We start from the raw sequence: 25,129 nt of genomic DNA on the forward strand, positions 1-25,129 counted from the left end.
TATCCCACAAGATACCTTCCAACAGTGCGCTGTCCCACAGAAGTCCCGATGAAATGATGCAGCCGGTCATAAGCTGGATGTTCTTGCGATCATTCGGCCCGATCAAGCCGGGCACATTCCTCGCGCCAGACCTTCAGGCGTCCGAACCTGTTTGGCTGGCGGTGGAATGAGATATCTTGCGCGATTGGACGCGTCGGTGCCCTCTGGAGGTGATGCAGACAGCGCATTTACGGCCGGCCGGAGCAGCGCGGAATCGGTCAGCATCATAACAAGGATCGCCCGGCGAGGTTTTTTGCGCTCGGCAGCGGGCCAGGCATCAGGGCCGCGCCTTGGCAGTCGCTCATCTACCATTGGTTGAGCGCCATCAGCAACCGTCGGCCCCTGCCGTTGCATACGGCGTCGAGCCTGAAGTTCAGGTTCGGTGTTCGCCTTCGGCCCCGGCATGGCTGCGCTGCCTCACCCCCTGGTGCGTTCGATACGGTTGGGAACAGCCTCTTCTCGAGCAGGCTGGCTTCGGTGCGGTGTGCCTCGGGTTTGGCTGCATAGATCATCATTTTATCGGCTTGCTGCCGCCATTGGCGGTGAGCGCAGCAAAGGTCTTGTTGTACACGCCAGGCTGGTTCCGCCGGTAAGCCGGTTGGCGCATCACGTCAGCGCAGACCGCAATACCGGCCCGCGGAGACGCCATTGCGGATCATGAAGATGATGCGGCTTGCGATACTGCGATGATCCACTCGCAATGCATATGCGTTAACGGAAGATGCGGCTGATTGCGGCGCATTTGTGACTCACCTTAGCATCCACGGATCACTGAGCGGCGGCACCTCCTTGCGTTACCATTTGCATCATCTCAGCCATGCTTGTGTAAACGATTCAACAGGTCCTGTGCCTAGCGGAACAGCAACCGTTCTTTAAACCGGTTAGACAAGCCAGGCGATCCAAACCCCTGCACGCTCCTGTACGATGCCTCCAGCAGGTCCGTGACGTACGAATCTGAACTATGGTGAGGCAGAGGCACCCTGCCAGAACGCCTCTGCCACGTTCTGGCCTACGAAGCGGGGTTTGCTACTCTTTCCCAATACCGCAATGCGCCGCAGGTTTTGATGAAGTCGCCTGCGCCCGCACCTGCAGACAGATCGACAAAGCCAGCGTCAATCTTTTCAGCCAGGCCGATTGCCTTGAACAGGGGCATGCTGTCAGGAACATAACCAATGAACTTGGCGTGCGCAAAAGCGTCGGACGCGAAATCCTGACTTGGCTTGTCAGCGGCCAGCTTCCAAGCGCTCTCCCTGCCCAGAACAATTGCAACCGCGTCGAACACCACCGAGGGGCCGCCGTCAATCTTCTCGTTGGCTTCCTTCATGCTGCCATCCGACAGCCGCGCACCCGCGATGTGTGGCGCCACGATACCCACGCTGGCACCGGCGCCCTTTGCAGCTTGCTCCAGAGCGGTGATGACCTGCGCATCGGCTCCGTCCGAAATATAGATGCCAAGCTTGCGACCCTTGAAGCTTTCCGGTCCGTTCTTGAGGATCGACAGGGCATCGGATGGCGGCAGATCGGCAATCGGCACGCGCGCAACCGGCACCTTGTCGGGCAAGGCGTCAAGTCCGATCCCGTCGCACACCGCCTGCGCAAGGCCATCATCGATATGGCGCAGATGGCCGATCATCCGCTTGCGAATGTCCATCCGACCGACTTTCGACAGCTCGAACGTGAGCGCATCGGCCATATGCCCCTGCTCGATGGCAGTCTGGGATACATAGAACTGGCGTGCCTGACTGTAATGATCGGCAAAGGTCTCGCTGCGGACCCGCACCTTGGATCCTTCGACCGGCGCGGGAAAACTGGTGAACCCGTTCATCGGGCAAGCGCGCGGGCCACGATCTTCCCCAGTGCCTTCACCCCAGCTGTTGGGCTCGTAATTGGCGCGACCCTTGGGATTGGTCATCGCCATGTGGCCGTCCTGCTGGAAATTGCGGACCGGGCACTTTGGGGCGTTGATGGGGATATGCGTGAAGTTCGGGCCGCCAAGCCGCTTCAACTGCGTGTCGAGATAGCTGAAATTGCGGCCCTGCAGCAGCGGATCGTCCGACTGGTCGATGCCCGGCACGATGTTCTGCGTGCAAAAGGCGACCTGCTCGGTTTCGGCAAAGAAATTGTCGACATTGTTGTCGAGTGTCAGCGTGCCGATAATGCGGACCGGCACCTGTTCTTCGGGAATGATCTTCGTCGCATCCAGCACGTCGAATTCGAAGCGCTCGGCAAAATCATCGTCGAACACCTGAATGCCAAGATCCCATTGCGGATAATCGCCGCTGTCGATGGCGTTCCACATGTCGCGCCGATGGAAGTCAGGCTCGGCGCCGTTGATCTTGAGTGCTTCGTTCCAGACGACCGACTGCAGGCCCTGCCGCGGTTTCCAGTGGAACTTGACGAAATGGCTTTTTCCCTCGGCATTGATCAGCCGGAATGTGTGGACGCCAAACCCTTCCATGAAGCGGAACGACCGCGGGATCGCCCGGTCCGACATGATCCACATGACCATGTGCATGGATTCGGGCGTCAACGAGATGAAGTCCCAGAAATTGTCGTGAGCCGTCTGCGCCTGGGGAAAAGCACGATCGGGAGCAGGCTTGGCCGCATGGATGAGATCGGGAAACTTGATCGCATCCTGGATGAAGAACACCGGAATGTTGTTGCCGACCAGGTCCCAATTGCCCTCGTCGGTGTAGAACTTCGTGGCGAACCCGCGTACGTCGCGGGCAAGATCCATCGAGCCCTTGTTGCCCGCCACGGTCGAAAAGCGCGTGAAGGTCGGCGTTTTCTTGCCGGCTTCGTTGAAGATGCGCGCATGCGAAAGCTCAGGGATCGCCTCTGTCAATTCAAAGTGCCCGTGCACGCCATAGCCACGCGCATGCACGACGCGTTCGGGAATGCGTTCATGGTCGAAATGAAAGATCTTTTCGCGCGCGACCTGATCTTCGAGCAATTGCGGCCCACGCGGTCCGGCAGTCAGCCAGTTCTGATTGTCCGAAACTGGCATGCCCTGCGCGGTGGTCATCACGTCATCCTTGCCCAGCGGCTTTTGATGATTGGCACCACCTTTGGAAAGGTCGAGATTTTTCATGGAATGGCTTTCCCTTTTGCAAGGACCGGCGGCAGGAAAAGAGGCTGGCGGATGCTTGCGGATCATCAGAACGAACAGACATGTCGGCGCATTTCGTGCACCAATAGCGATTGAACCGACAGCCGGCACGCTGGTTCCAGCAGGCGCAAGGCATTTCAGTTGTGCAGCGTCATACCGTTGCTTGCCAGCAAAACGCGAGGCGTCAGCCGCACTTGCGGCAGGATCCGCCATGAAATTCAGAGAGAAATGGTGCGGCCGAGAAGACTCGAACTTCCACGGGCTTTCGCCCACAACGACCTCAACGTTGCGCGTCTACCATTCCGCCACGGCCGCACGATGCCCGAAGCGAAGGGATACATCCCTTCCCGGTAGGCGCGAGCACTTAGCAACAGCATCCATGCTGCGCAACCGACAAATATCGGGCCCGTGCATCATGTCGCCAACTGCTTGCGGCGTGCTCGGTAAAGCGACGCGATGCGTTCAATAACAGAAACGACCGGTGACGATGGTGACGCATGGGCCGCCAAGCCAGACTGTATTGCCTTCAAGCCGGCACGATAGCCGCCCACCGCGCCGGGATGCCTGGAATGCGGTGAACTCCGCCCGGCCCAGTCGCTGGGCCCAGAACGGGGTCAGCGCTGCGTGCGCGCTGCCGGTGACCGCGTCCTCGTCTACGCCAGACCCCGGCACGAAGACGCGGCTGACAACATCAGTCTGCGATCCCGGCGCGGTGCAGATGAATTGATGATCTCCCAGGGCTGCAAGCGCCCGCATGTCGGGAAACAGGCTGCGCACGATTTCCTCGTTGTCGAACAGGAAAATGTCGTAACCGTCGGGATTGCGAGCGATTGCCTTGGGTGCCGCCCGGTTAGAGGGGTCAAGTGCGGCGACGGCAGCCGGCCACTCGCCCGGGCTTGTCACGATTGCGGGCAGGGCAAGCTCATAATCCTCGCCACGGCGCCGCACGTGCAGGGTGCCGGCACGCATCGTGTTGAACCGCACCGCATCGATACCGTCGCGTCCAAGGATGACATGCCCGGCTGCCAGCGTGGCATGTCCGCACAGGCGCACTTCTGTCGCAGGAGTAAACCAGCGCAGGTGGTAATCGGCCTCTTCACCAGCGAATGGCACTACAAAGGCGGTTTCGGCAAAATTGTTTTCCTCCGCAATGCGCTGCATCACGCCATCTTCGGGGAAGCTGTCGAAGATCATGACTGCTGCCTGATTGCCTTCAAAAGCGCGCGCGGCAAAGGCATCGACATGCCAGTAATCGATCTGCGGCATCAGTTCAGCTCCTTGTCCTGTTTCGGTTGTTCTGCTGACCGATCTGGCGACGTGGATGGAAAATCGGCATCGACACCTTGCGTCAGAAGATCGACCGGGCGTTCCGATGGCGCATCGCAATGTCCGAATGGATCGGTGTGGATCAGGAATTCTGTATCCGGAAACCTGCTGCCCAGCAGATTCTCGATGTCGTCGATAACATCATGGGCGGCCGCGACAGTCATCGCGCCATCGACCGCGATGTGGAACTGGGCAAAATCCTTCTGCCCACTGGTGCGGGTGCGAAGGTCATGCACACCGCGCAAGGCAGGATGGCCGCGCATGACATCGAGCAGGTCCTCGCGGCGGCCAACCGGCCATTCCTTGTCCATGAGATTGTCGATCGCAACGTGTGAGGTGCCCCAGGCGCTCCACGCAAGCCAACCGGCAATGACCAGCGCAATGACAGGGTCTGCGCCGCGCACCCCGCCATACTGGTCAAGCAGGAGCGCCAGGATCACGCCTGCATTAAGCAGCAGATCGGATTTGTAATGCACATGGTCGGTTTGGATCGCGATGCTGCCGGTGCGGTGGATGACATGCCGCTGCCAGCCAAGCAGTGCCAGCGTTGCAACAATTGCAATGACCGATACGGCGATGCCGTCGCCTGCCGCTTCGGTCCGGGCGCCGGTGCTCAGCCGCTGTACTGCCTGGATTGCAATGCCGCACGCCGAGAGGGAGATCAGCACCACCTGAACCAGCGCCGACAATGCCTCGGCCTTGCCATGGCCGAACCTGTGGTCGTGGTCAGCGGGGCGGGCAGCGATCCATACGCCGAGCAAGGTAGCAAGGCTGGCCAGCAGATCGATCGCTGTATCGGCAAGACTGCCCAGCATTGCGGCCGAACCCGTCCGCCACACCGCCCAGAGCTTGAGAAACACGAGCAGCAACGCCACTCCCAATCCGGCCACTGCTGCGCTGCGTGTCAGCATGGCACGCTGCTGCTCGCGCATGGTGCGTCCCTCGTTCGTCATGGCAGGCGGCAAGCGGCCACAAGAGCAAGGGGCGGCAGAGTTTGCAAAGGTCGCAACGCGCTGTCAGGGATACAGCAAGGTGCTTGTCCAGCCATCATCGACCAGAGTGAAGCGCCGCCGCTCATGGAGGCGGTTGGGCCGATCCTGCCAGAACTCGATTGAATGCGGGCGCACCCGATTGCCGGTCCAGTGTTCCGGCCTTGGAACTTCGCCATCCCTGAACCGTGCCTGTGCATCGGCGAACCTGTCCAGGAATTCTGCCCGGTTCGCCAGCGGTGCCGACTGGTCCGAGGCATGGGCGCCCAGCTGCGAATCGCGCGAACGGCTTGCAAAATAGGCGTCGGCATCATGCTGCGTAACGGGTGACAATGGACCATTGATGCGAATCTGGCGGCGCAGGCTCTTCCAGTGAAAAAGCAGCGCTGCTTGCGGATTGGCAGCAATCTCGCGTCCCTTGCGGCTGTTCATGTTGGTATAGAACACAAATCCCTCAGCCCGGCCATGTCCCTTGAGCAGCACCATGCGCACGGAAGGCATGCCATCTGCGTCCGCCGTGGCCAGAGCCATGGCATTGGCATCGTTTGGCTCGCTTTGTCGCGCGGCGGCAAACCATTCATCGAACAACAGGTAGGGATCTGTGTCGGCGATGGCATCGGCATTAGGGGCGTCGGGCTCCATGGGATCTCCCTGCGTTGTTCAGCGGCATGTCGCAACAAAGCGATGGCATCGCCAGCAGGCATCGGCAAGGGGCTTGGCGAAGCAGAATGATGGAGCAGATCACCCGGACACTGACTGGCCCGACCTTCGAGCAATGATCCACCGGGCCGCGGTGAGCGGGCTTCTTGCGCATGCGGATAAAGCGCAGCTCGGCGCGGCAGAGCAGAAGCAGGCGTTGCCACGCGCACTCCGGCACACTAGCTACCCATCATGGCTGATCCATACCAGATTCTCGGCGTGGCACGCGGCGCCACTGAAAAGGACGTAAAGTCCGCTTACCGCAAGCTTGCCAAGCAATTGCATCCGGACCGCAACAAGGACAATCCCAAAGCGGCCGATCGCTTTTCCGATATCACCAAGGCTTATGATCTGCTGTCCGACAAGGACAAGCGGGCGCAGTATGACCGTGGGGAAATCGATCTTGATGGCAATCCCAAAATGCCGTTTGGCTTTGGAGGCGGACCTGGCGGGGGCGGGCGCCCTGGCGGTGGTCGTACCGGCGGCATGGGCGGCACCATGGGCGGTGGCGGGTTCGGGGCAGACGAAGTCGATATCTCTGACCTCTTCGAAGGAATTTTTGGCGGCGGCCGGGCGCCTGGCGGCATGGGGGCGGGGTCCGGCGGCCTTGGGGGCGGAGGCTTTGGTGCCGGATCGCGAGGGCGTCGTGGCCCAGCGCCTAAAGGTGCAAGCGTGCAATATCGTCTTGCCGTCAGCCTGCCTGACCTTGCCAATCTCGCGCCCCAGCGCATCACGCTTGCCGATGGCAAGACGATTGACCTCAAGCTCCCCGACGGAGCGAGCGACGGGACGCAGATGCGGCTGTCGGGCAAGGGAGAACCGGGACCGGGCGGCAATGGCGACGCGATTGTTACCATCGTGGAGCAGCCGCATCCCTTTTTCCGCCGCGAGGGCGATGATGTCCGGCTCGACCTGCCGGTCACGCTTGATGAGGCTGTAAATGGCGCTAAGGTGAAGGTGCCCACGGTTTCGGGGCCGGTCATGCTGACGATTGCGCCTTCCAGCGGCTCCGGCAAGGTGTTGCGGCTGAAAGGGCGCGGCTTTTCCCGCAAGGATGGCAGCCGCGGTGATCAACTGGTCAGTCTGGCAATCGATCTTCCTGTGGATGATGCGGATTTGCTGGCCCGCCTCGATGGATGGACTGACCTGCGTGAGATAAGGGCAAAGCTGGGCGTGTGAGGCCCTTTCCGCCCCTGCCGTCCCAACCCGCGTCGCCGGATCGTGATCGGACAAGGGAACGGCCGGCAGATGGGCCGCCCAACCTGACGCCCGAAGCACGTCGGCGTCATGCGGCGCATTTGCGGTCTGAACTCCAGAAAGGATTGCTTCACGTGCGGCAGGAGGTCGGGCCGGGCACGCGCACCTTCAAGGTCGTGCAGCGCGTCTGGATCGGTGTTTACAACGACGGTTTCATCCACGCAGGCAATCTGGCTTACATGGCAATCCTGTCGCTCTTTCCGTTTTTCATAACCGGCGCAGCAATTTTCTCGCTGGTGGGCAATGCCGATGACCGCACTGCTGCAATCAACGCCTTTCTGCTGGCTGTACCGGCCGTGGTGGCCGAGGTCATCGAGCCTGTTGCACGCGACGTGGTCAGCGCGCGGACCGGCTGGCTGTTATGGGCCGGTGCGCTGTTCGGCTTCTGGACCGTCGGCAGTCTTATCGGCAGCATCCGCGATATTCTTCATCGTGCTTATGGCACCCATCCGCACGCCAGCTTCCTGCGGCAACGCCTGTTCTTTGCCGCCGTGGTCGTAGGAGCAGTGCTCCTCCTCATGATGAGCCTTGCTGCACAGTTCTTCATCTCGGCCGCGCAGGAGGTCATTGCCGCCTGGTTTCCCCATGCCCGCGACTTGGTCGGTGCGCTGGCGCTGTCGCGGTTCATACCGGGTTTCGGGCTGCTGTTTTCGTTGTGGCTGTTGTTCGTATCGCTGACGCCGCGCGCCTATCGCGGCAATGATTACGTCAAATGGCCGGGGGCGGTGCTGGTAACGGTGTGGTGGATCATGGTCAGCGTGCTGCTGCCGCCGGCGCTGCGGCTCATTTTCAAATATGACCTGACCTATGGCAGCCTTGCCGGAGTGATGATCGCCCTTTTCTTTTTCTGGCTGGTCGGTCTAGGGCTGGTGGTTGGCGCGGAATTGAACGCCGCGCTGGCCGAAACGCCGGAAGAACGTGCGTTGCGGACCAATGGTCATGTGGCAGAACAGGATGCGGAACACACGATATGAATGGCCAGAACGGAGAACACGAACCTGCAACCGGCAATCTGATGCAGGGCAAGCGCGGCCTCGTCATGGGCCTTGCCAATGACAAATCGCTGGCTTGGGGAGTGGCTCGTGCCTTGCACGCGCAGGGCGCACAGCTGGCCTTTTCCTATCAGGGTGATGCCCTGGCCAAGCGGGTCAGGCCATTGGCGCAGAGTCTGGACAGCGATTTTCTGGTCGAATGCGACGTTGCCGACATGGACCGGCTGGACAGCGCCTTTGCGAAAATAGCCGAACGCTGGCCGACACTCGATTTCATCGTGCATGCAATAGGTTTTTCCGACAAGAACGAATTGCGCGGCAAATATGTCGACACCAGCCTCGACAATTTTCTGATGACCATGAACATTTCTGCCTACAGCTTGGTAGCGGTCACCAAGCGGGCCCGACTGATGATGACAGAAGGGGGCTCTATCCTGACCCTGTCCTATTACGGCGCGGAAAAGGTCATTCCGCATTACAATGTCATGGGGGTCGCCAAGGCCGCACTGGAAACAAGCGTCAAATATCTGGCCAATGATCTTGGGCCTGAAAACATTCGCGTAAACGCCATTTCGGCAGGACCGATCAAGACCCTGGCGGCAAGCGGCATCGGCGATTTCCGCTATATTCTGAAATGGAACGAGTTGAACTCACCGCTCCGGCGCAATGTCACGATCGATGATGTCGGCGGAGCCGGGCTGTATCTGCTGTCCCGGTTGGCAAGCGGGGTTACAGGCGAAATTCACCATGTGGATTCGGGCTACAATGTGGTGGGCATGAAGCAGGAAGACGCACCTGACATTGCGCTGGTCTGATCCGGCCGATGATGCCGGCGACAGATCGCCAGGCCCGAATACCGCGTGCGATCAGCGACCCGCAAAGCAGACAGCGGGTTCCTCTGCATCGGGCCGTTCCGTAGCTACGCCCTGGTTCAGCGGCGCGGCAATTCGGCCGGCTCACCAGCTGCAGCATCGTCCGCCGGGGGTTCAGAGGCGTCCGAAGCGCCCGGTTGACTGATCATCTCCCCGCGCATCCGGGCGTCATATTCCCGCTCGATCTGCTCGACCCGCTCCTGCTCGGCTGCGGCATCCTCGTCGATCTCGGCCAGCCTGCGCGCACGTTCCTCGGCAATAAGCTGCCCGAAGCGTACGTCGGCATTGGATGCCCGTTCCTGATAAGCCTTTTCGATCTGCTCCAGCGTGCAGCCGGTGAACGCGGCTGGCCCGACGGTAGAGCAGGTCAGCGCGCCCGTCGCGCCTACATCGGCGTTGGCTGCAACGCGCGCTGCCCAGGGCTCGTTCTCCCTCGTTGTCGATTCGCGCAGCGGGGTAGGTATGCGATAGGGATCTTCCTGGCGAACGCACACCGTGATCTGTTCCTCGGTACTGGGCGGGCACGGCTGATCACCATAGACAATCACCTGATTGACCGAAGGTTCTGCGGCATCCTGCGCCGATACAGGCATGGCAAAAGCCACTGCCATTGCCGATGCCAATGCTGCTGCGCTCATCCTCATTACCTGTTCCTTCAATCATGCTTCTTGCCGCGACTTCGCCCGCTGTGGCGATCATCATCAGCCGCATCGTGCTTGAACGATTGCTGAAGCCTGGTTCAGATCCGCTGCGAAACCGCGATTGCCGCGCGGCACCCGAGGCGGATAACGCCGGACAACAGCGCATAGGCTGGCGCGCGTTCCGCGCCACCGGCGATTGCAGTTGCGTGATGCTCCCGCTCATCGGCGCGAAAACGGTCGATCATGTCGGACAGTTGAGGGTCGTCGTCCGCCAGGCTTTCAAGCTGCTGGGTATAATGACGGTCGATTTCTTCTTCTACCGCAGCGGTGCACGCCATCGCTGCTTCGGGGCCGATCAGCGCGGTTGCCGCACCCAACGTGTAGCCTGCGACGTTCCACAACGGCTGGAGCAGCGTCGGGCGCACGCCACGTTCCACCAGCAACGCGTCGAACTGGGTCCGATGTTCTGCCTCCTGCGTGGCCATGGCGGCGATCTGGCCACTGCCGGGCGCGCGGTCGCCCATCACGGCAAGCTGGCCGGCATAGATACGGGTAGCGCCATATTCTCCGGCCTGATCCACCCGGATCATCGCTTCTGTGTCGTTCATCTGGCTATCCAAGGTTCTGGTCATGAAAGATCAACGCGCCTCGCATCTACTTGTGCCCCAAGCCGCAGGACAGACACGCCTGCGACGGCCGAAACAAGGAAGTTCCATCCGGCAAGAGATATGCCGAACAGCGTCCAGGGCGCAATGTCGCACCGCGTCAACGGCGCGTTCATGATTGCGTCAAGCGCACTCCCGCTGCCGACCCGTGCATTCATCGCGCAGCTGGTAATCCCCTCCCACCAGCCATATTCCACGCCTGCGTGATACAATCCGAGAAACGCGGCGACCAGCAGCAGAACACCGGCCAGCCGAACCAGCCATGGTGCCCACTGCGCAGGTGCGAAAAACGACAGCACTGCAGGGACAAGCACGGCAAAATGCGCATAGCGCTGCCACCAGCACATTTCGCAGGGATAAAGACCGAACCCATACTGCGACACATATGCACCCAACAGCAGGGCAGCGGGGACCGTCACCGCAAGAAGACGAGCGGGTTGCAGACGTCTCACGACCTCGGATCGGCGCTCGGGGAACTGGCGTTCGGGCGACGCAGGGGTCAGCGTCCGCGCGCCTGTGCCGGCGCTCTCTTGCCCCGGATGGCTGGCGCCCGCGCCACTATCGTGGAGGGCTGCGCAAGACGCGTGTTGCGCAGGGTTTCCAATGCATAGTGCAGTTGGAAATCCTCTATTCCCTTTTCCTCAAGCTGATCTGCTGTCAGTTGAAAGCGCGGATCCTGCTTCATGTCCTGCTCAAGGGCGTCCTGATCCAGATCCGCTTCGTTGATGAGATGCTTGCGCAGATCGGACTCGCGCACGGCCCGTGCAGCCCGCGCCCGCGCGTCGGGATCGGAGATTTGCGGCACGATCAGATCAGGCCTGATGCCGCCTTCCTGCACCGATTTGCCGGACGGCGTGTAATAGCGCGCCGTCGTGAGCTTCAACGCAGTGTCGCGCGACAAAGGCACCAGCGTCTGCACGCTGCCCTTGCCAAAGCTGCGCTCTCCCATGACCAGCGCGCGGTGATGGTCCTGCAAGGCTCCCGCGACGATTTCGGAAGCAGATGCAGAGCCTACATCGATGAGAACGACAATCGGCACCCCATTTGCGACATCGCCGGGTCGTGCATAATAAGCCTCGTTGTCACGGGCAAAACGGCCCCGCTGCGACACGATCTGCCCATCATCGAGGAACAGATCGGACAGAGCCACCGCCTCGTCCAGCAAGCCGCCGGGATTGGAGCGCAGGTCGAGCACCAGTCCGTCAGGTGCGCCGCCGACCTGCTTGCGGATATCCAGCATGGCCCGCTGCACCTCACGCCCGACATTCGCGCTGAAGGAGGCGACGGTGATCACACCGATCCTGCCGTCCACCGACCATTCAACCGGTTTCAAATCGATGATTTCGCGCGTGACCGACACATCGAAGGGTTCATCGCGACCCGGCCGGAAGATCGTGAGTTCAAGGCCGGTGCCGGGCAGGCCGCGCATCTCGTCCACCGCTTCGTTCAAGGTGCCGCCATAGACCAGACGCCCATCGAGATGGGTGATGAAATCGCCTGCCTTCAATCCGGCACGTTCCGCCGGGCTGCCACGCGTCGGCGCGATGATCTTCACCACGCCGTCTTCCATGGTGACAGACAGCCCCAGCCCGCCGTAATTGCCTTCGGTCTGGGCGCGCAGGTTTTCAAAATCGCTGCCGTCAAGATAAGCGGAGTGCGGATCAAGGCTTGCGAGCATGCCATTGATGGCGCCGCGAATCAGCTGTTCGTCGTCGACCTTGTCCACGTAATTGGCCTGAATGCGCTGATAGACATCCATCAGTTCGCCGAACTGGGGTGCGCTGCGCCCGTCGACGGCGGCAAGACCGGCTGTGGTCACCGGCAGCAGGGCGAGCCCGGTCAGCAGCGCTGCAACACGCAATCTTGCTTTTGCACGCAGGGAAAAACGGCGCAGCGCCATAAACCTTGGTCCTCCTGTTCGACCACCCATGTATAGACGATCCGACCTTAATGCCAGATGGGCGGTGAAATGCCGATCGACGCCCCTGCTTCAACCTGGAGCCGCGCAGTGCAAACAGCCGCTGCTTGCTTGACTTTGCGCTATCATTGCCGCAATGGCGCGGGCGTTCGGGTGCGCTGGCTGCCAAGGTTGGCGTGCTTTTGAAAAGATGCGCGGGCGGCATGGCGCGGCCCCGCACAGGTTCAGGATTACAGCAGCCCGTTCCGGCAATTGCGGGCGGCAGACCAGAAAACGCGGCGCATCTCCTGTTGGTGGAAGAGCGCAGCAGACACAGGATAGCGCAATGGCAAAGCCCGCAACCGTAAAGATCAGGCTGGTATCCACAGCCGACACCGGTTTCTTCTACGTGACAAAGAAGAATCCGCGCAACATGACCGAAAAGATGGTCCAGCGCAAATACGACCCCAAGGTGCGCAAGCATGTCGAGTTCAAGGAAGCAAAGATCAAGTAAGGTCGCCTGCCCGCCCGCATAACTGACTTCATGTCTGCTCGTGGGCTGGCGTGTCTCACCTGCGATGACCTGATCCTGCACGGCTGCGGGTCGTGCTGGATTCTTGCGCGACGCATCTTGGCGTGTGTCGAAATACGCCCGCAGGAACTTTTCCGGTTAACCACCTGTTCAATGGCATTGGTCGATAGAGCAGGGATGGATAAATTGAATTCAGGCAAATTGCTGCTGCGCGCAGCGGGTGTGGCGATGCTCGGTTTCGGCATGCCGCTGGCTCTGGGTCTTCCGGCAGCTCCAGCCTTGGCGGCACCCGGCTCTCAGGCACCGTCCCGGGATCTCGACCGGGCGGTCCGGGCCTTGCGTGCAATCGACTCCATGCAAGCTGATTTCACGCAGGTAAGCCGCGGCGGGCAGCGTGTCGGCGGCACCATGACTCTGAAGCGGCCGGGCAAGATACGGTTCCAGTATGAACGTGGTGTGCCGCTGCTCATCGTGTCGGACGGAACCCGGCTGACCATGCTCGATTACGAGGTCAGTCAAAAACAGGTTTGGCCTGTGAAGAGCAGCCCTCTGGGCGCTCTGCTTGACCCCGGCAAGGACGTGACGCGGTTCGGCACTTTGGTATCCAGCAGCGCGCCCGATACAATCAGCATTCTGGTGAAGGATCCGGCGCACCCGGAATATGGCCGTCTCACGCTACATTTTCGCAGCAAGCCTTCCGCTCCGAGCGGGCTGGAGCTTGCAGGCTGGAATTCCGTCGATTCGCAGAACAATCTTACCCGCATCATTTTGAACAATCACCGCTATGGCATGCCGATCAGCGACAACATGTTTCGCTACAAGGATGTGTCTTCACCCACCCGGCGTGGACCGCGCTGACACTGAAAAAGCATGACAGGCAGGCGAAATACTGGTGAGCGCGCCGGTACGTGCCGCGTTGACGGCAGGCCGTTGGTTTCTGAATTTTCGTTCAGCCAGCGGACAGCACTAACGTCCTAAAAAGAAACGGTCAGGTCGAACGGACTGCTGGTTTCCCCCCTGTTGCCGCGATTCGTTCAGACGGCCTGGCAAACGCGTGACGAACGCAAGAGGAACCCTCGCCCCAATGCCCCCGGGGTGAGGGTTTTTCCCTGGCTTTCTTGCTGCGGCATTGATGCCGGCTGGACAAGAGGTCGGTTCGGCCTATGTCCGCAGACATGGTCAAGATCGCCACCTGGAACATCAACTCCGTCCGCCTGCGCATCGACCAGGTGCTGCGCTTTCTCGGCGAAGAAGCACCCGATGTCCTGTGCCTTCAGGAGATCAAGGTCGCCGAAGCGCTGTTCCCGCACGATGCATTCGAACAGGCGGGTTATACGCATCGCGTGGTTAATGGGCAGAAGGGCTATCACGGCGTTGCTACCATCAGCCGCTTGCCGCTGCGCGAAACTGGCCGGCATGACTGGCAGACCAACGGGGAGGCGCGGCATGTCGGAGTCGAACTGCTGGGCACAGGTAAAGGCCTGCTGCTGGAAAACGTCTATGTCCCGGCCGGCGGTGACATTCCCGATCGTGAGCAGAATGCAAAATTCGGCCAGAAGCTCGACTTTCTCGAGAACATGACCGTCTGGGCAACCGGTGTGACTCGCCCCAGCCTCATCGTCGGTGACTTCAACGTCGCTCCGCTGGAGCATGATGTCTGGAGTCACAAGGCATTGCTGAAGGTGGTGTCGCATACACCTGTCGAAGTCGCGGCGCTCGACCGGTTCCGCAATGCGCACGGCTGGGTCGATATCGGACGCGAGCATGTGCCGACGGACCAGAAAAGCTACAGCTGGTGGAGCTACCGCAGCAAGGATTGGCAGGCTTCCGATCGAGGCCGGCGGCTTGACCACATGTGGGCCTCGCCTGAGCTTGCGCGGCGTGCGGTTGCGCATCAGGCGGTGCAGGCCTGTCGGGGATGGGACCGGCCATCGGATCATATCCCGTTGATTACCGAATTTGTGCTCTGAAGCTGACGCTGCAAACTGCCGATGAACGCTCCTGACCTCTCCGACAAGCCCAGCTCCCGCAAAGTGGCACAGGCGATCGACGCATTGCGCCACGGCTGGCCCGTCTGTGTGGGTGCCATGGTTCTGCTGCCGGCCGAAACGGCTTACGACAGCGGAAACCCCCGTTCGGATCGTCTGCTGATTTCGGCGGCGCGGGCCGCTACGCTGCACCTTGCCAATCAGAAGGACGCGGCCATACCGGAAGCGCCCGTGCTCATCAGGGCGGCGCAAGCATTCACTCTCGCCGATGCGCGGATGCTGGGCGACCCCACGCACGACCTGGCCAATCCGCTGGCCGGCCCGTTTCGGGCTGAGCCGCTCGACACGCCTGATGATGCCGTGGCCGCAATGACGCTGGCACGGCTCGCCGGTATTCTGCCAGCATTCATGGTCGACGCGTCGCCATCGGAAGAATGCGTGCCGGTGTCGCTGCAGGATCTGGCCGTGTTCCGGAGCAGCGACCGGCTGACGATCCAGACCCGCGCTGCGCTGCCCGTTCGCATGGCACGCGATGCTCAGATCATTGCTTATCGCGCTCCCGATGATCTTCGCGAACATATCGCGCTGGTAATCGGCCGCGCCGGTTCAGACCGGGTTCCGCTTGTACGCCTGCACTCCGAATGCCTGACAGGGGATGTGCTCGGCAGCCTGAAATGCGATTGCGGTCCGCAACTGGACACTTCACTCAGCGCCATGGCGCGCGAGGCGGATCAGGGCGGCTGGGGCATATTGCTGTATTTGCGGCAGGAAGGGCGCGGGATTGGGCTTGTCAACAAACTGCGCGCCTATCGCCTGCAGGATCAGGGGTTCGACACAGTCGACGCCAACAACCGGCTCGGCCTGCCGACCGAGGCACGCGATTTCCCTGTGGCGGCACGCATGCTTCACCTGCTCAATGTCGCAAAAGTGCGGTTGATGACCAACAATCCTGCCAAGGTGGCCGCGCTGGAGGAAGTTGGGATTGACGTGGTCGAACGCGTTCCACACCAGCTTGCGGCCAACGAACACAACGCTCGTTATCTCGATACCAAGCGCGACCGGACAGGGCATCTGCTGCTCTAGCGGTGTTCGCGGATTACCTTGAGAAACGCTTCGCCATACTGCTCCAGCTTCCTGGGTCCGACGCCTGGTAATTGAAGCATGCTGCTGGCGCTGTCGGGTCGCAACCCTGCCAAGTCACGCAGCACAGCATCGGGAAAAACGACAAAGGCTGGCACGCCTGCCTCTTGCGCCAGCGTGCGCCGCAGAGCGCGCAATGCTTCGAACAAGGGGTCGGCAACGGGATTGCTGGCCGCTGCTCTCCTGCCTCTTGTTGGGGCGCCGTGCTCCCGGTCGCGCCGCTTGGCGGCAGCGGGTCGCAACACATCGAGGCGCCGCTCGCCTTTCAGAAAGGCCTGTGCTTCATGGCCCAGCATCAGTCCGCCATGCTGCGTCGGCAACAAGGCGCCATGCGCCAGCAAAGCGCGTTGCACAGGTTTGAGGAGGGTGGCTTCGGCCGCAGGAACAATGCCGAACACAGAAAGGTCCTCATGGCCATTGTCGCGGCTGCGATCGCTCGATTGGCCGGTCAGGATTGCTTTGACATAGCCAGCGCCGAATTGCTGTCGCGTGCGGACAACCGCCGAAAGGTATTTCTGCGCCAGCACGCTCGCGTCAATGGCTTCGGGCGGGTCAAGGCAATTGTCGCAATTGCCGCATTGTGCCGGTGGGTCCTCGCCAAAATGGCGCAGCAGGATGGCGCGCCGACATTGCGGTGTCTCGACTAGCGCAGCCAGTGAGGCAAGCCGGGCGTTTTCTCCCTGCTGGCGCGCCGGATCGAGCTCGGCAAGGCGCTGGCGTGCGCGAATGAAATCATCGCCGCCCCAGAACAGATGTGCCTTGCTTGGCTCGCCGTCGCGTCCAGCCCGGCCGGTTTCCTGATAGTAGGATTCGATGGATTTGGGCAGACCGGCATGGATGACAAAGCGCACGTCCGGCTTGTCGATGCCCATGCCGAATGCGACAGTCGCGCAAATCACCATATTGGCAGACCCGATAAAGGCCGATTGATTGGCGGCGCGCACTTCCGGCGCCAACCCTGCATGATAGGCGCGGACCTGTCTTGCAGGCGAGTTGAGCGCCTGTGCCAGACGCTCGCTGGCTGCGCGGGTTGGCGCATAGACAATGCCCGCGCCAGGTTCGGCAGCCAGAACGGCCTTGACCTGGCTGGTCAGGCTGCTGCGTGCACTTACCGCGTAACGGATGTTCGGCCTGTCGAACCCCGCCACGATCATGCCATCCTGCGCGATGCCCAATTGCGCAACTATGTCCTTGCGGGTGTGTTCGTCCGCCGTTGCAGTGAGCGCGAGCCGCGGCACTTGGGGGAATGCATCGAGCATCGGCCGCAGCAGGCGGTAATCAGGCCTGAAATCATGCCCCCACTCGGACACGCAATGTGCCTCATCAATCGCGAACAGGCATAATTGCGCTTGTGTCAGCAGCCGCAGGAAGTGCGATCGGCTGGCCCGTTCGGGCGCGACATAAAGGAGGTCCAGCTCGCCTGCATGAAGACGCCGCACGGTTTCGGCCTGATCATCATCCGCACTGGTAAGCGTGGCAGCGCGGATCCCCACTGCCTGCGCGCTGCGAAGCTGATCATGCATCAACGCGATCAGCGGCGATACGACCACACAGGTGCCCGGCATCATCCGTGCCGGCAATTGATAGGTCAGCGATTTGCCCGCGCCGGTCGGCATGACCGCCAGCGTCGATTGTCCGGACAGCACACGCCGCACGACTTCTTCCTGGCGGCCGCGGAACGCTGCGAACCCGAAGACATCCGCAAGCGCTGCAAGCGGATCGGCAGGCGTGGAACTGGACAAGTCGAACTCTTTTTCTGTTGGGGAGCAGGCTGCGCCATGTAGCGCAGCCGGAGCTTTGTGCCAAGCGATGCGCCGAGCCGCCGAGGACCACCCGCCACCCTGTCAGCGCCGCCGCTTCATCATGCTAACAGGTCTGTTGCCGGGCTTTTCAGAAAGCAAGGCCGATGGCGAGCACGACGCCAGATTGCGCATTGGGCGTCGCCTGCAGATCAGTATCGACATAAGCGATGCTGACCCGGGCAGCACCACGTGCTGCACTCACCGTTACAGACCAGTCCAGATAATCGCCAGACGGTGCAAGACTGCCGTTGGAATAGCCCAGGTGCGTCCCAAGCGTCAGCGGGGTTCCGATCAGCGCCAGCGCGGTGTCGCCATAGACATAGATGTTGTCATTGTCGCCGGTTGCGCTCTGGCTCCATGCATAGGCAGCGCCAAGCGTGAACCTGGCCGGGCCGATGGTGTGGGAAAGGGACGCATATGGTTCGAAATAGTCGCTGTCACCAGCGTCATCCTCGCCATCGGCATAGACATAATAAAGCACCCCCGCGTCGATTGCAGTGCCACCGGAAAGATCGAAGCTGTACCCTGCGTAAAGGTCGACTTTGGTATGCCCCAGAACTGGACTGTCCTCCAGGGTGGATGCCCAGACCCCTGCATAAAACCCGCTGGCATGTGCAAGATCGATCGTGCCCTGAACCGCAGGGTCCTTGTCGGAAAAGGAAATGCCGCGAAACCGGTAGTCGGTCACGACGGCGACCTCGCCGGTGATCTCGACGGGGCTTATCTGTCCCATGCTGCCCGTGGCTGGCTGGGCTTCTTCGAATACCGGCGGGCCGGCGCTTTGCGCATGGACAGTCGCTGCGCCCAGGAGCGGGGTCACGCCTGCTATTGCTGCAGTCATCAGGAACGGATATTTCATGCACGCGTCCTTTGGTTTGGTTTGTGTCGATCCGCTCCGGCACAGGCCCGGTCTTTGCCCGGGCCTGTCGTCATATCCCGGTCAGTAATCATATGTCCGCTCGAAGTGTCAGGTAAAGTCGAGCCCTTCACGCTCAACATGTGCATCGACGCGGCCGCCGGTTACCAGCCTCGTCATGAGAAAAGCAATGGCGGACCCGATCCCGGTCCGGGCAATCGCTACGGTGCAACTGCAAGATGAACTTCGCGCCTGCTGCATCCTGCGCATTACCGGCGCCGCCTAGGGCTGGCATCATGGCAATGCAGTGCCAAGCGAGCCGACCATGTCGCCAAGCAAGTGAATGCCGAACCCGTCGGCGGTGTCGTCAAAGCCAAGCCTGGATTTCGCCCCGGTGACAAACCAGAAGCAGGCAAGCGAGGCCACCGCGCTCCAAGGGGAATCGCGCCAGACGGTCCCGATTTGCCCGCCGTCCGGGTGATCGCGATCAGCCCTGCTCTCGCTCCTGAACAGCCGCCAAGCAGCGAGCCCTTGTGTCCGGCGATCTTCTGCGCAAGCATTCAGAACAGCACGCCCGATGCAGCAGCGACAAAAGTGTTGGGGACAGCAAGACAGGCAATCCCTTCCGCTTCAAGCTGCGAGCCGCCGTTGAAGCCGAACCAGCCCACCCACGACAGGCCGGTGCCGATCAGCGTCATGGTCAGCAACTGGGGCAGCATAGCTTCCTTCAGATATCCAAGCCGCGGGCCAAGGATAATGCCGCCAACCAGCGCCGATACGCCGGCGTTGATGTGCACCACTGTGCCGCCGGCAAAGTCGAGCGCGCCCCATTCATGGATCAGACCACCTGTCGCCCATACCATGTGTGCGAGCGGATAGACGATCGTCAGCCAGATCGCGGTGAACAGCATCATGGTGGAGAACTTGGCCCGCTCCATGACCCTGCCGACAACCAGCGCGGCCGTAATGGCGGCAAAGGCCATCCTTGGCAATGGTGGCCACCACGACAGGCGCTGCGCCGCTGCCCCCTTCCTGAAGCGGCATCGCAGGAGCAGCGGTCAGGCTGCCTGAAATTGCCAGCAGGATCGGCGCCTTTCTGCACAGTGATCACATAGCAACATCGTCACGGTCACCAGTGCGGATGCGCAATGCGTCAGCCAGGTCGAGCATGAAAGTCTTGCCATCGCCGATACAGCCGGTGTGGGCGTCCTGCGCTGATACCGCGATCGCTGCATCTGCCGGATCTTGCATGACGACGACTTTCAGCATGATCTTCGTAACGATGGTGACTGACTGTTCAGCGCGACGCGGGCCGTTTTCTTTCTCGAATTAACTGTTGTTCGCCAGTTATATTGCATTGCACAAGAAAGGGCAGGCCGCCAGCATGTTGCATCATCCGCTATTGCCAGCCAGTTACCTGTTATTGGTTCTATAGCGGCAGCGGCTTTGCGTGTAAAAATCACCACTGTGCACTTGCAACAGGCGGCGCTGCGTGATGCGTTCAGTTGGGAAGCGGCACTGCTGGTTCCGACGCTCGCAGCACACTTGCGGTGAAGGACCCCGTGCTTGCCTCGATGCAGCCAGACGAGCTGCGACAATCGATGCAGGCATTGGGAACAGGAACACAGCAGGCATTAGCGGCGATTTTGAGCGTGGATCGCTCTACCGTGAGCCTGTGGCTGGACGGACAGGCAGGAGTGCCGCGCCCGGTGGCCAAGCTTGTGCGGCTGATGATCCATTATCGCAAACTCGATGCGGGGCTCCACGACCATGAACAGGCCGCTGCACCCTGGCATAAGGTGCGCAGCGTTCAGCCCGCTGGCAGCTGCCGTTCGAGCAGATACATCTGGCGGGCGCCATCCTGCAGCGAGGTGACAAGAATGCGCTGCCCGTCGGGGCTGGGAACAGGATGCAGGTCGCAACGAAACGCGCCACCTTTGGGCCGGTGGTTGGCAAAATGCGCGATGGTGTGGTGTGTGCCGGCCTTGAGGTCGAAAAGGATGAGGTCGATCTCCTCCTGATACGGTGTATCGAAAACGTATTCGTCTGGCCGCTGCGCGAAGTGGCGGATATGCACATTTTTCTTAATGAGATCAGGCGCAATCCGGTTGGTTTGGCGGCCGACAGGGGCGGTGTCCTGGTAGAAATATACCCCATCCTGCCGCCAGAGATACAGGTGATCGCTGTCATGCCAGATCACGTGGCTGGCAGCATCGGTCAGGAGGCGCAGATCGCTGCCATCGCTGTTACAGGTGAGGCTTGCGCCCTGCCGATCGTTCCAGCTGCCGTCCCTTTGCCGGTAGCGCAGCTTGACTGTAAAACGCGTGCCGCAGGGCGAATATTTGGCATGGTTGAACCAATAGGTATATCGTTTCACCAGATGTTTCAGCCGCTGCCGGACTGGCAATTGCGCCAACATGAAGCGCACCGCCCGATCAAGCGACAGCAGCAATTGCGCATCCTGCCCACCGTCACTGCCAAGATGCAGCCGCCAGATACCATCGCCGGTCGGTCGCCGCTGGTCGATACCGTCACCTGATCCGCCGGCATAGCCGTAGCCGGGCCGCAGATGCTGCAGGCGCGCCATGTTGAGCGACAGGGCAGATCGTCCATCGGGATGCAAGGCGTAGACGGGTCTTGAGAAACGCCGCTCCTCACCTGTGTCGAGGTCGTGCATGCGGGCAATGAAACGGGTGCCATCGCGATCGTTCCAGATGACGCGATTGCCTTTCGGGAGCCACTGGCTCATCGCACCTTGCTGCCAGCTCCATGCATGGCTGCTGCCCAGCGGCTGCCAGCAGCGGTCGCCATCAAGGTCGACGATGCCGATCTCGATCGTGTCGTCGGCCGTGGGGTGCCGTTCTGCGAAATCCAGGCGGTGCCCGATTACCCGCCGGCTTGCAGGATCGAACACCGCGATGTCGTAATAGGCATGCGCGTGGCCGATCCCTTCTGCGCTGCCGGTGGTGAGCCGCGAAAGTTTCCACTCAGTGCTGATCATCGCCTGATCCTCCGGATGAGTTTTTCTGCTCTGGCAAGACTGCGCAGCCCCTGCACCCGCGTCGTCCAGCTGATCCGGTCGGCCAGCATGGGCCGGCGGATCGCAACGTCGTCAAAGGAAATGCGCTCCTCATCGGCAAAGCGTTGGAGCAGGAGTTCGCCATACCGCTTGCCCGCCGCGCTGACGCCAGCGGTGCCGACGCGTTCGCGGGTTCCGGGAACCAGCGTCGCCACCCATTTGTAATGATGCACCTTGAACGGGAAGGCAAAGCGAAACGCAGGGCGGGTGCTGGCGCTGAATTCGGCCAGCGGCTGACCAGCAAGAAATCGAGGAGCGATCCCGTCGCCACGTGGATGGTGTCCGCCGCGGCTTGGCATCAGGTCGCCTTTCAAAGCCATCACCTTGACCGTGCCATAGCGGAAGCCGGGTTCCTGCGCGCCTCCTCTGATGGCGCAGATCACCTCGGCCTGAATGGGAAACTGCACCTCGACAGCCGGGCTGGCAACCACAGGTTTGAGCCGGCCATTTGCCGCGAGCCGGTCGATAAACGGCCCCTGGATGCAATTGATCGAACGCGCGTCGCACCAGCCAAGCACTTCGTGCAGCGGCGCGGGATAATCGTGCAGTTCGTCCACATCCGCGCTGATGACCCAGTCAGCGCCATCGGCGCAGCGTGTCTGCACGGCACGCCGCTTTTCCCACATTGCATCGCTGGTATATGGCTCCAGCCATAACTCGGGCTCGGCAAGGCTGAAATCGTGCAACAGGGCAATCGCCGCATCGAGCTCCAGACAGGGTTGGGACGCCTGCAGGATCAGATGCATGTGTGCAGGTGCGATGCCCAGCGCCAGATAATGGCGGATGAAATGCGGCAGCATGGCAAGGTCATTGCGCACGCCGACGCAGGAGATGAGCCGTATTGCCATCATGCGGTCCTTGCGTTTGTCCTGACCAGCAAACGCCGGGCCAGCAGGCGGCGGGCAACCCTCACGGCCCAGCGCCGGTTGAAGCGCCAGGCAGCAGCGGAGGCGGCTACCAGCAGCGCGGCGGCCGGATCGCTGCCCTTGAGACGGGAGGCGGCACCGAACAGGCTGTCGCTGATCCTGCGTTCGAAATGTGCCATCACCGTCGGCGTTTCACGCTGCACCGCGACCCGGCGGATGCGGGCAAGGCACTTCTCGGCCAACAGCACCTCGTGCGCGGCAAGCGGCGGCGCGCTGCGGTAAAGAGCAATGGCGGCGCGCGCTTCGTCCTGTGGCAGCGGCGTGCCGAGGTAGCGGCCAATCTGCGCGATGGGAACAGAAAGGCTCAGCGCCTGGCCTTCTTCACCCCGACTGCGCGAAACCGACTGGTCATGGACGCGGTAATCGACCAGCGCCTCGCGGATGTTCGCAAGGCGGGTGACATGCGCGAGGCGCGCCCACAATTCGGTGTCCTGCGCCGTCCAGAAGGCTTCGTCATAGCCGCCTGCCTCCCGCACCAGTGCGGTGCGGAACATGACACCGGGATGCAGGATGCGGTTGATGAACAGGCGATCGAAGGCGATCTGGTCAGGATCGGTCACCGCGTTAATGGTGGCGATGTAGGTGCCGTCCTGCGCAATGCGGTTGAACCCGCAGGATACGACGCCGACGTCGGGGTGCTTGTTCAGGAAAGCGACCTGTCGCGACAATCGCTCGGGCGCGTAGATGTCATCGGCGTCCGCGCGGGCGGTCAAGGGCGCCCGGCATCTCTGGAGGCCGATGTTGAGGCTGGCTGCAAGCCGCAATTGCCGGTCATTGCGAACAAGAACGATGCGCGGATCTTGCGCGGCATGCTGCTCCAGCATGGCGTGCACGACCGGCCCGCTGGCATCGTCGACGATGACGAATTCGAAGTCGGTGAAATCCTGCGCCAGGAGGCTGTGCATCGCTTCATCGAGGTGTGCCTCGCCATTGTGGACCGCCATCAGGATGCTGACCTGCGGCGTATCGGCGGATGGATGGGCAGCGGCCTGCCTCGGGCTTTCCTCGATCGCGATCATGCGTCATGGCCGCCGTGCCGCGTGCTCGCTTCCCAATGCTGGTCGAACAGCACGCGCGCAATCCGCCTTGGCAGCGTTCGTCCGGTTGCAAAGAAGCTCGCCGAATCGACGGTAAAGGTCAGCGCATTGGGCACCGCGTCCGAAATCTTGTGATCGGTCGTCAGCACGGTCGCATTGACGGAATAGCTGCCAGGCGGAAGCGGGAGGCGATCGAGTGTGACGCGCACCCGGCCGTGTTCGGCGGCATCGAACTCGAACCCCGCGACGCTGGTCTGCGCAGAGGTGACTGCAACCCCATCCCCGTCGCGGATGGTGAACCGCATTTCAAACCGCCGCGCCCGACCCGGATTGTGGTAATCGCATTCGAGCACAAGCGGGCTGCCCGCATCGAAATACTCGCTTTCGATCCCCTGCGCATCGAGAACACGGCCATCGATGAGGCGAATTTCGCCTTTTGTCTCGCGGTCGGGATTGTCGTTGCTGAACCCCTTGCCGGCAAAACTGACGAAGGAGGCAAGATAGTCGCTGACCACCTCGCTCGATGTGCCATCGGCGACCATCTCACCATCGCGCAGCGAAATGGCGCGATCGCACAGGTTCTGGATTGCGCCCAGATTGTGGCTGACGAACAGGACCGTGCGGCCCATCCCGGCGACTTCTTCCATCTTGCCGAGACAGCGCCGCTGGAATTCGGCATCACCAACGGCCAGCACCTCGTCAATGATGAGCACTTCGGGCTCCAGATGCGCAGCGACGGAAAAGCCGAGACGGACCTTCATGCCCGACGAATAACGTTTTACCGGCGTATCGAGGAACTTCTCTACGCCGGAAAAAGACGCGATCTCATCGAATTTGCGGTCGATCTCCCGCTTGGCCATGCCGAGGATCGTGCCGTTCATGTAGATGTTTTCGCGGCCGGTCAGTTCGGGATGAAAGCCGGTGCCCACTTCAAGCAGGCTGGAAACGCGGCCCCGGATGGCGATTTCGCCGGTGGTCGGCTCGGTAATGCGGGACAGCATCTTGAGGAGGGTCGATTTGCCTGCGCCGTTGCGCCCGACAAAGCCAACCGTTTCCCCCCGCCGGATCTCGAAATCAAGGTCCTTTACTGCCCAGAACAGATCATCCTGTCGGTCGCCTGCGGAAAAGGTGTCGAGCTGGCGCAGGCGCTTGAAATTGCGCAGCGGCGATGCGGCAAATGAGGCAAGCGCACCGATCATGGTGTCGGCGCGTTCGGCCGCAACGCCGATGCGATATGCCTTGCCAAGGCCGGCGACGCGAATGGCTATATCGGACATGGCAAA

Annotated in this window: 22 protein-coding genes, 1 tRNA gene and 1 pseudogene; 8 read left to right on the forward strand and 16 right to left on the reverse strand. The window is 61.3% G+C overall.

Going from position 1 to position 25,129, the window contains the following annotated elements; translation table 11 throughout:
* Positions 1-1,048: 1,048 nt before the first annotated feature.
* The 5 genes from RM533_RS11730 to pdxH form a co-directional block, all read right to left on the reverse strand.
* On the reverse strand, positions 1,049-3,130 hold the full coding sequence (locus tag RM533_RS11730) for a catalase (RefSeq protein ID WP_311341419.1): 2,082 nt from the start codon (positions 3,128-3,130) through the stop codon (positions 1,049-1,051).
* Between the two features lie 247 nt (positions 3,131-3,377).
* A tRNA-Leu gene (locus tag RM533_RS11735) sits at positions 3,378-3,463 on the reverse strand.
* 147 nt (positions 3,464-3,610) lie between these two features.
* Entirely contained in the window at positions 3,611-4,414 is an 804-nt protein-coding gene (locus RM533_RS11740) for a PhzF family phenazine biosynthesis protein (protein WP_311341420.1), read from the reverse strand.
* Positions 4,414-5,427: a cation diffusion facilitator family transporter gene (locus tag RM533_RS11745; RefSeq protein ID WP_311341421.1), complete on the reverse strand. Its 1,014-nt coding sequence runs from the start codon at positions 5,425-5,427 to the stop codon at positions 4,414-4,416. Before RM533_RS11745 ends, RM533_RS11740 begins: the two co-directional genes overlap by 1 nt.
* A gap of 63 nt (positions 5,428-5,490) precedes the next feature.
* Positions 5,491-6,105, reverse strand: a complete 615-nt coding sequence (gene pdxH / locus RM533_RS11750; protein ID WP_311341422.1) for a pyridoxamine 5'-phosphate oxidase — start codon at positions 6,103-6,105, stop codon at positions 5,491-5,493.
* Between the two features lie 249 nt (positions 6,106-6,354).
* On the opposite strand from pdxH, the gene RM533_RS11755 reads away from it, so the two are divergent.
* From RM533_RS11755 to fabI, 3 genes are all read left to right on the forward strand, one after another.
* Complete coding sequence (locus tag RM533_RS11755) at positions 6,355-7,341, forward strand: DnaJ C-terminal domain-containing protein (RefSeq protein WP_311341423.1); 987 nt, start codon at positions 6,355-6,357, stop codon at positions 7,339-7,341.
* A 152-nt stretch (positions 7,342-7,493) separates the two neighbouring features.
* Positions 7,494-8,393 (forward strand): YihY/virulence factor BrkB family protein, encoded by a 900-nt coding sequence (locus RM533_RS11760; RefSeq protein WP_311341424.1) that lies wholly within the window; start codon positions 7,494-7,496, stop codon positions 8,391-8,393.
* A gap of 41 nt (positions 8,394-8,434) precedes the next feature.
* Positions 8,435-9,226, forward strand: coding sequence for an enoyl-ACP reductase FabI (gene fabI, locus RM533_RS11765; RefSeq protein ID WP_311341474.1), 792 nt, complete (start codon positions 8,435-8,437; stop codon positions 9,224-9,226).
* A gap of 116 nt (positions 9,227-9,342) precedes the next feature.
* Here fabI and RM533_RS11770 read toward each other — a convergent pair whose 3' ends face one another.
* The 4 genes from RM533_RS11770 to RM533_RS11785 form a co-directional block, all read right to left on the reverse strand.
* Positions 9,343-9,927: a hypothetical protein gene (locus tag RM533_RS11770; RefSeq protein WP_311341425.1), complete on the reverse strand. Its 585-nt coding sequence runs from the start codon at positions 9,925-9,927 to the stop codon at positions 9,343-9,345.
* A gap of 95 nt (positions 9,928-10,022) precedes the next feature.
* Positions 10,023-10,556, reverse strand: a complete 534-nt coding sequence (locus tag RM533_RS11775) for a demethoxyubiquinone hydroxylase family protein (RefSeq protein ID WP_311341426.1) — start codon at positions 10,554-10,556, stop codon at positions 10,023-10,025.
* Positions 10,553-11,041, reverse strand: coding sequence for a disulfide bond formation protein B (locus RM533_RS11780; protein WP_311341427.1), 489 nt, complete (start codon positions 11,039-11,041; stop codon positions 10,553-10,555). Before RM533_RS11780 ends, RM533_RS11775 begins: the two co-directional genes overlap by 4 nt.
* 47 nt (positions 11,042-11,088) lie before the next feature.
* Positions 11,089-12,489 (reverse strand): S41 family peptidase, encoded by a 1,401-nt coding sequence (locus RM533_RS11785; protein ID WP_311341428.1) that lies wholly within the window; start codon positions 12,487-12,489, stop codon positions 11,089-11,091.
* A gap of 343 nt (positions 12,490-12,832) precedes the next feature.
* Between RM533_RS11785 and rpmG the strand changes: the two genes are divergently transcribed.
* The 4 genes from rpmG to ribA all read left to right on the forward strand — a co-directional run bounded on the left by rpmG (position 12,833) and on the right by ribA (position 16,089).
* Positions 12,833-13,000 (forward strand): 50S ribosomal protein L33, encoded by a 168-nt coding sequence (gene rpmG / locus RM533_RS11790; protein ID WP_311341429.1) that lies wholly within the window; start codon positions 12,833-12,835, stop codon positions 12,998-13,000.
* A gap of 195 nt (positions 13,001-13,195) precedes the next feature.
* Positions 13,196-13,876, forward strand: coding sequence for a LolA family protein (locus RM533_RS11795; RefSeq protein ID WP_311341430.1), 681 nt, complete (start codon positions 13,196-13,198; stop codon positions 13,874-13,876).
* Between the two features lie 317 nt (positions 13,877-14,193).
* Positions 14,194-14,988 carry an exodeoxyribonuclease III gene (locus RM533_RS11800; RefSeq protein WP_311341431.1) on the forward strand — a complete coding sequence of 265 codons (795 nt, stop codon included), beginning with the start codon at positions 14,194-14,196 and terminating at the stop codon, positions 14,986-14,988.
* A 21-nt stretch (positions 14,989-15,009) separates the two neighbouring features.
* Positions 15,010-16,089 (forward strand): GTP cyclohydrolase II, encoded by a 1,080-nt coding sequence (gene ribA, locus RM533_RS11805; RefSeq protein WP_311341432.1) that lies wholly within the window; start codon positions 15,010-15,012, stop codon positions 16,087-16,089.
* Here ribA and recQ read toward each other — a convergent pair.
* From recQ to RM533_RS11835, 4 genes and pseudogenes are all read right to left on the reverse strand, one after another.
* Positions 16,086-17,888 (reverse strand): DNA helicase RecQ, encoded by a 1,803-nt coding sequence (gene recQ, locus RM533_RS11810; RefSeq protein WP_311341433.1) that lies wholly within the window; start codon positions 17,886-17,888, stop codon positions 16,086-16,088. The genes ribA and recQ overlap by 4 nt on opposite strands.
* 148 nt (positions 17,889-18,036) lie before the next feature.
* Positions 18,037-18,807, reverse strand: a complete 771-nt coding sequence (locus tag RM533_RS11815) for a TorF family putative porin (protein WP_311341434.1) — start codon at positions 18,805-18,807, stop codon at positions 18,037-18,039.
* Between the two features lie 108 nt (positions 18,808-18,915).
* Positions 18,916-19,790, reverse strand: a pseudogene (locus RM533_RS13715) (ammonium transporter); the annotation flags it as partial.
* A gap of 121 nt (positions 19,791-19,911) precedes the next feature.
* The gene (locus RM533_RS11835) at positions 19,912-20,088 is read right to left on the reverse strand and encodes a P-II family nitrogen regulator (RefSeq protein ID WP_432265073.1); all 177 of its coding nucleotides are present in this window, start codon (positions 20,086-20,088) and stop codon (positions 19,912-19,914) included.
* A gap of 317 nt (positions 20,089-20,405) precedes the next feature.
* Between RM533_RS11835 and RM533_RS11840 the strand changes: the two genes are divergently transcribed.
* Positions 20,406-20,825, forward strand: coding sequence for a hypothetical protein (locus RM533_RS11840; RefSeq protein ID WP_311341475.1), 420 nt, complete (start codon positions 20,406-20,408; stop codon positions 20,823-20,825).
* 976 nt (positions 20,826-21,801) lie between these two features.
* Here RM533_RS11840 and RM533_RS11845 read toward each other — a convergent pair.
* From RM533_RS11845 to RM533_RS11855, 3 genes are read right to left on the reverse strand one after another with little or no spacing between them, the layout of a single operon-like run.
* Positions 21,802-22,731, reverse strand: coding sequence for a glycosyltransferase family protein (locus tag RM533_RS11845; RefSeq protein WP_311341438.1), 930 nt, complete (start codon positions 22,729-22,731; stop codon positions 21,802-21,804).
* Positions 22,731-23,828: a glycosyltransferase gene (locus RM533_RS11850; protein ID WP_311341439.1), complete on the reverse strand. Its 1,098-nt coding sequence runs from the start codon at positions 23,826-23,828 to the stop codon at positions 22,731-22,733. The genes RM533_RS11845 and RM533_RS11850 overlap by 1 nt, the downstream gene beginning before the upstream one ends.
* Positions 23,825-25,123, reverse strand: coding sequence for an ABC transporter ATP-binding protein (locus RM533_RS11855; protein ID WP_311341440.1), 1,299 nt, complete (start codon positions 25,121-25,123; stop codon positions 23,825-23,827). The genes RM533_RS11850 and RM533_RS11855 overlap by 4 nt, the downstream gene beginning before the upstream one ends.
* Positions 25,124-25,129 lie beyond the last annotated feature (6 nt).

The organism is Croceicoccus esteveae (assembly GCF_031846435.1).
GTDB lineage: Bacteria > Pseudomonadota > Alphaproteobacteria > Sphingomonadales > Sphingomonadaceae > Croceicoccus > Croceicoccus esteveae.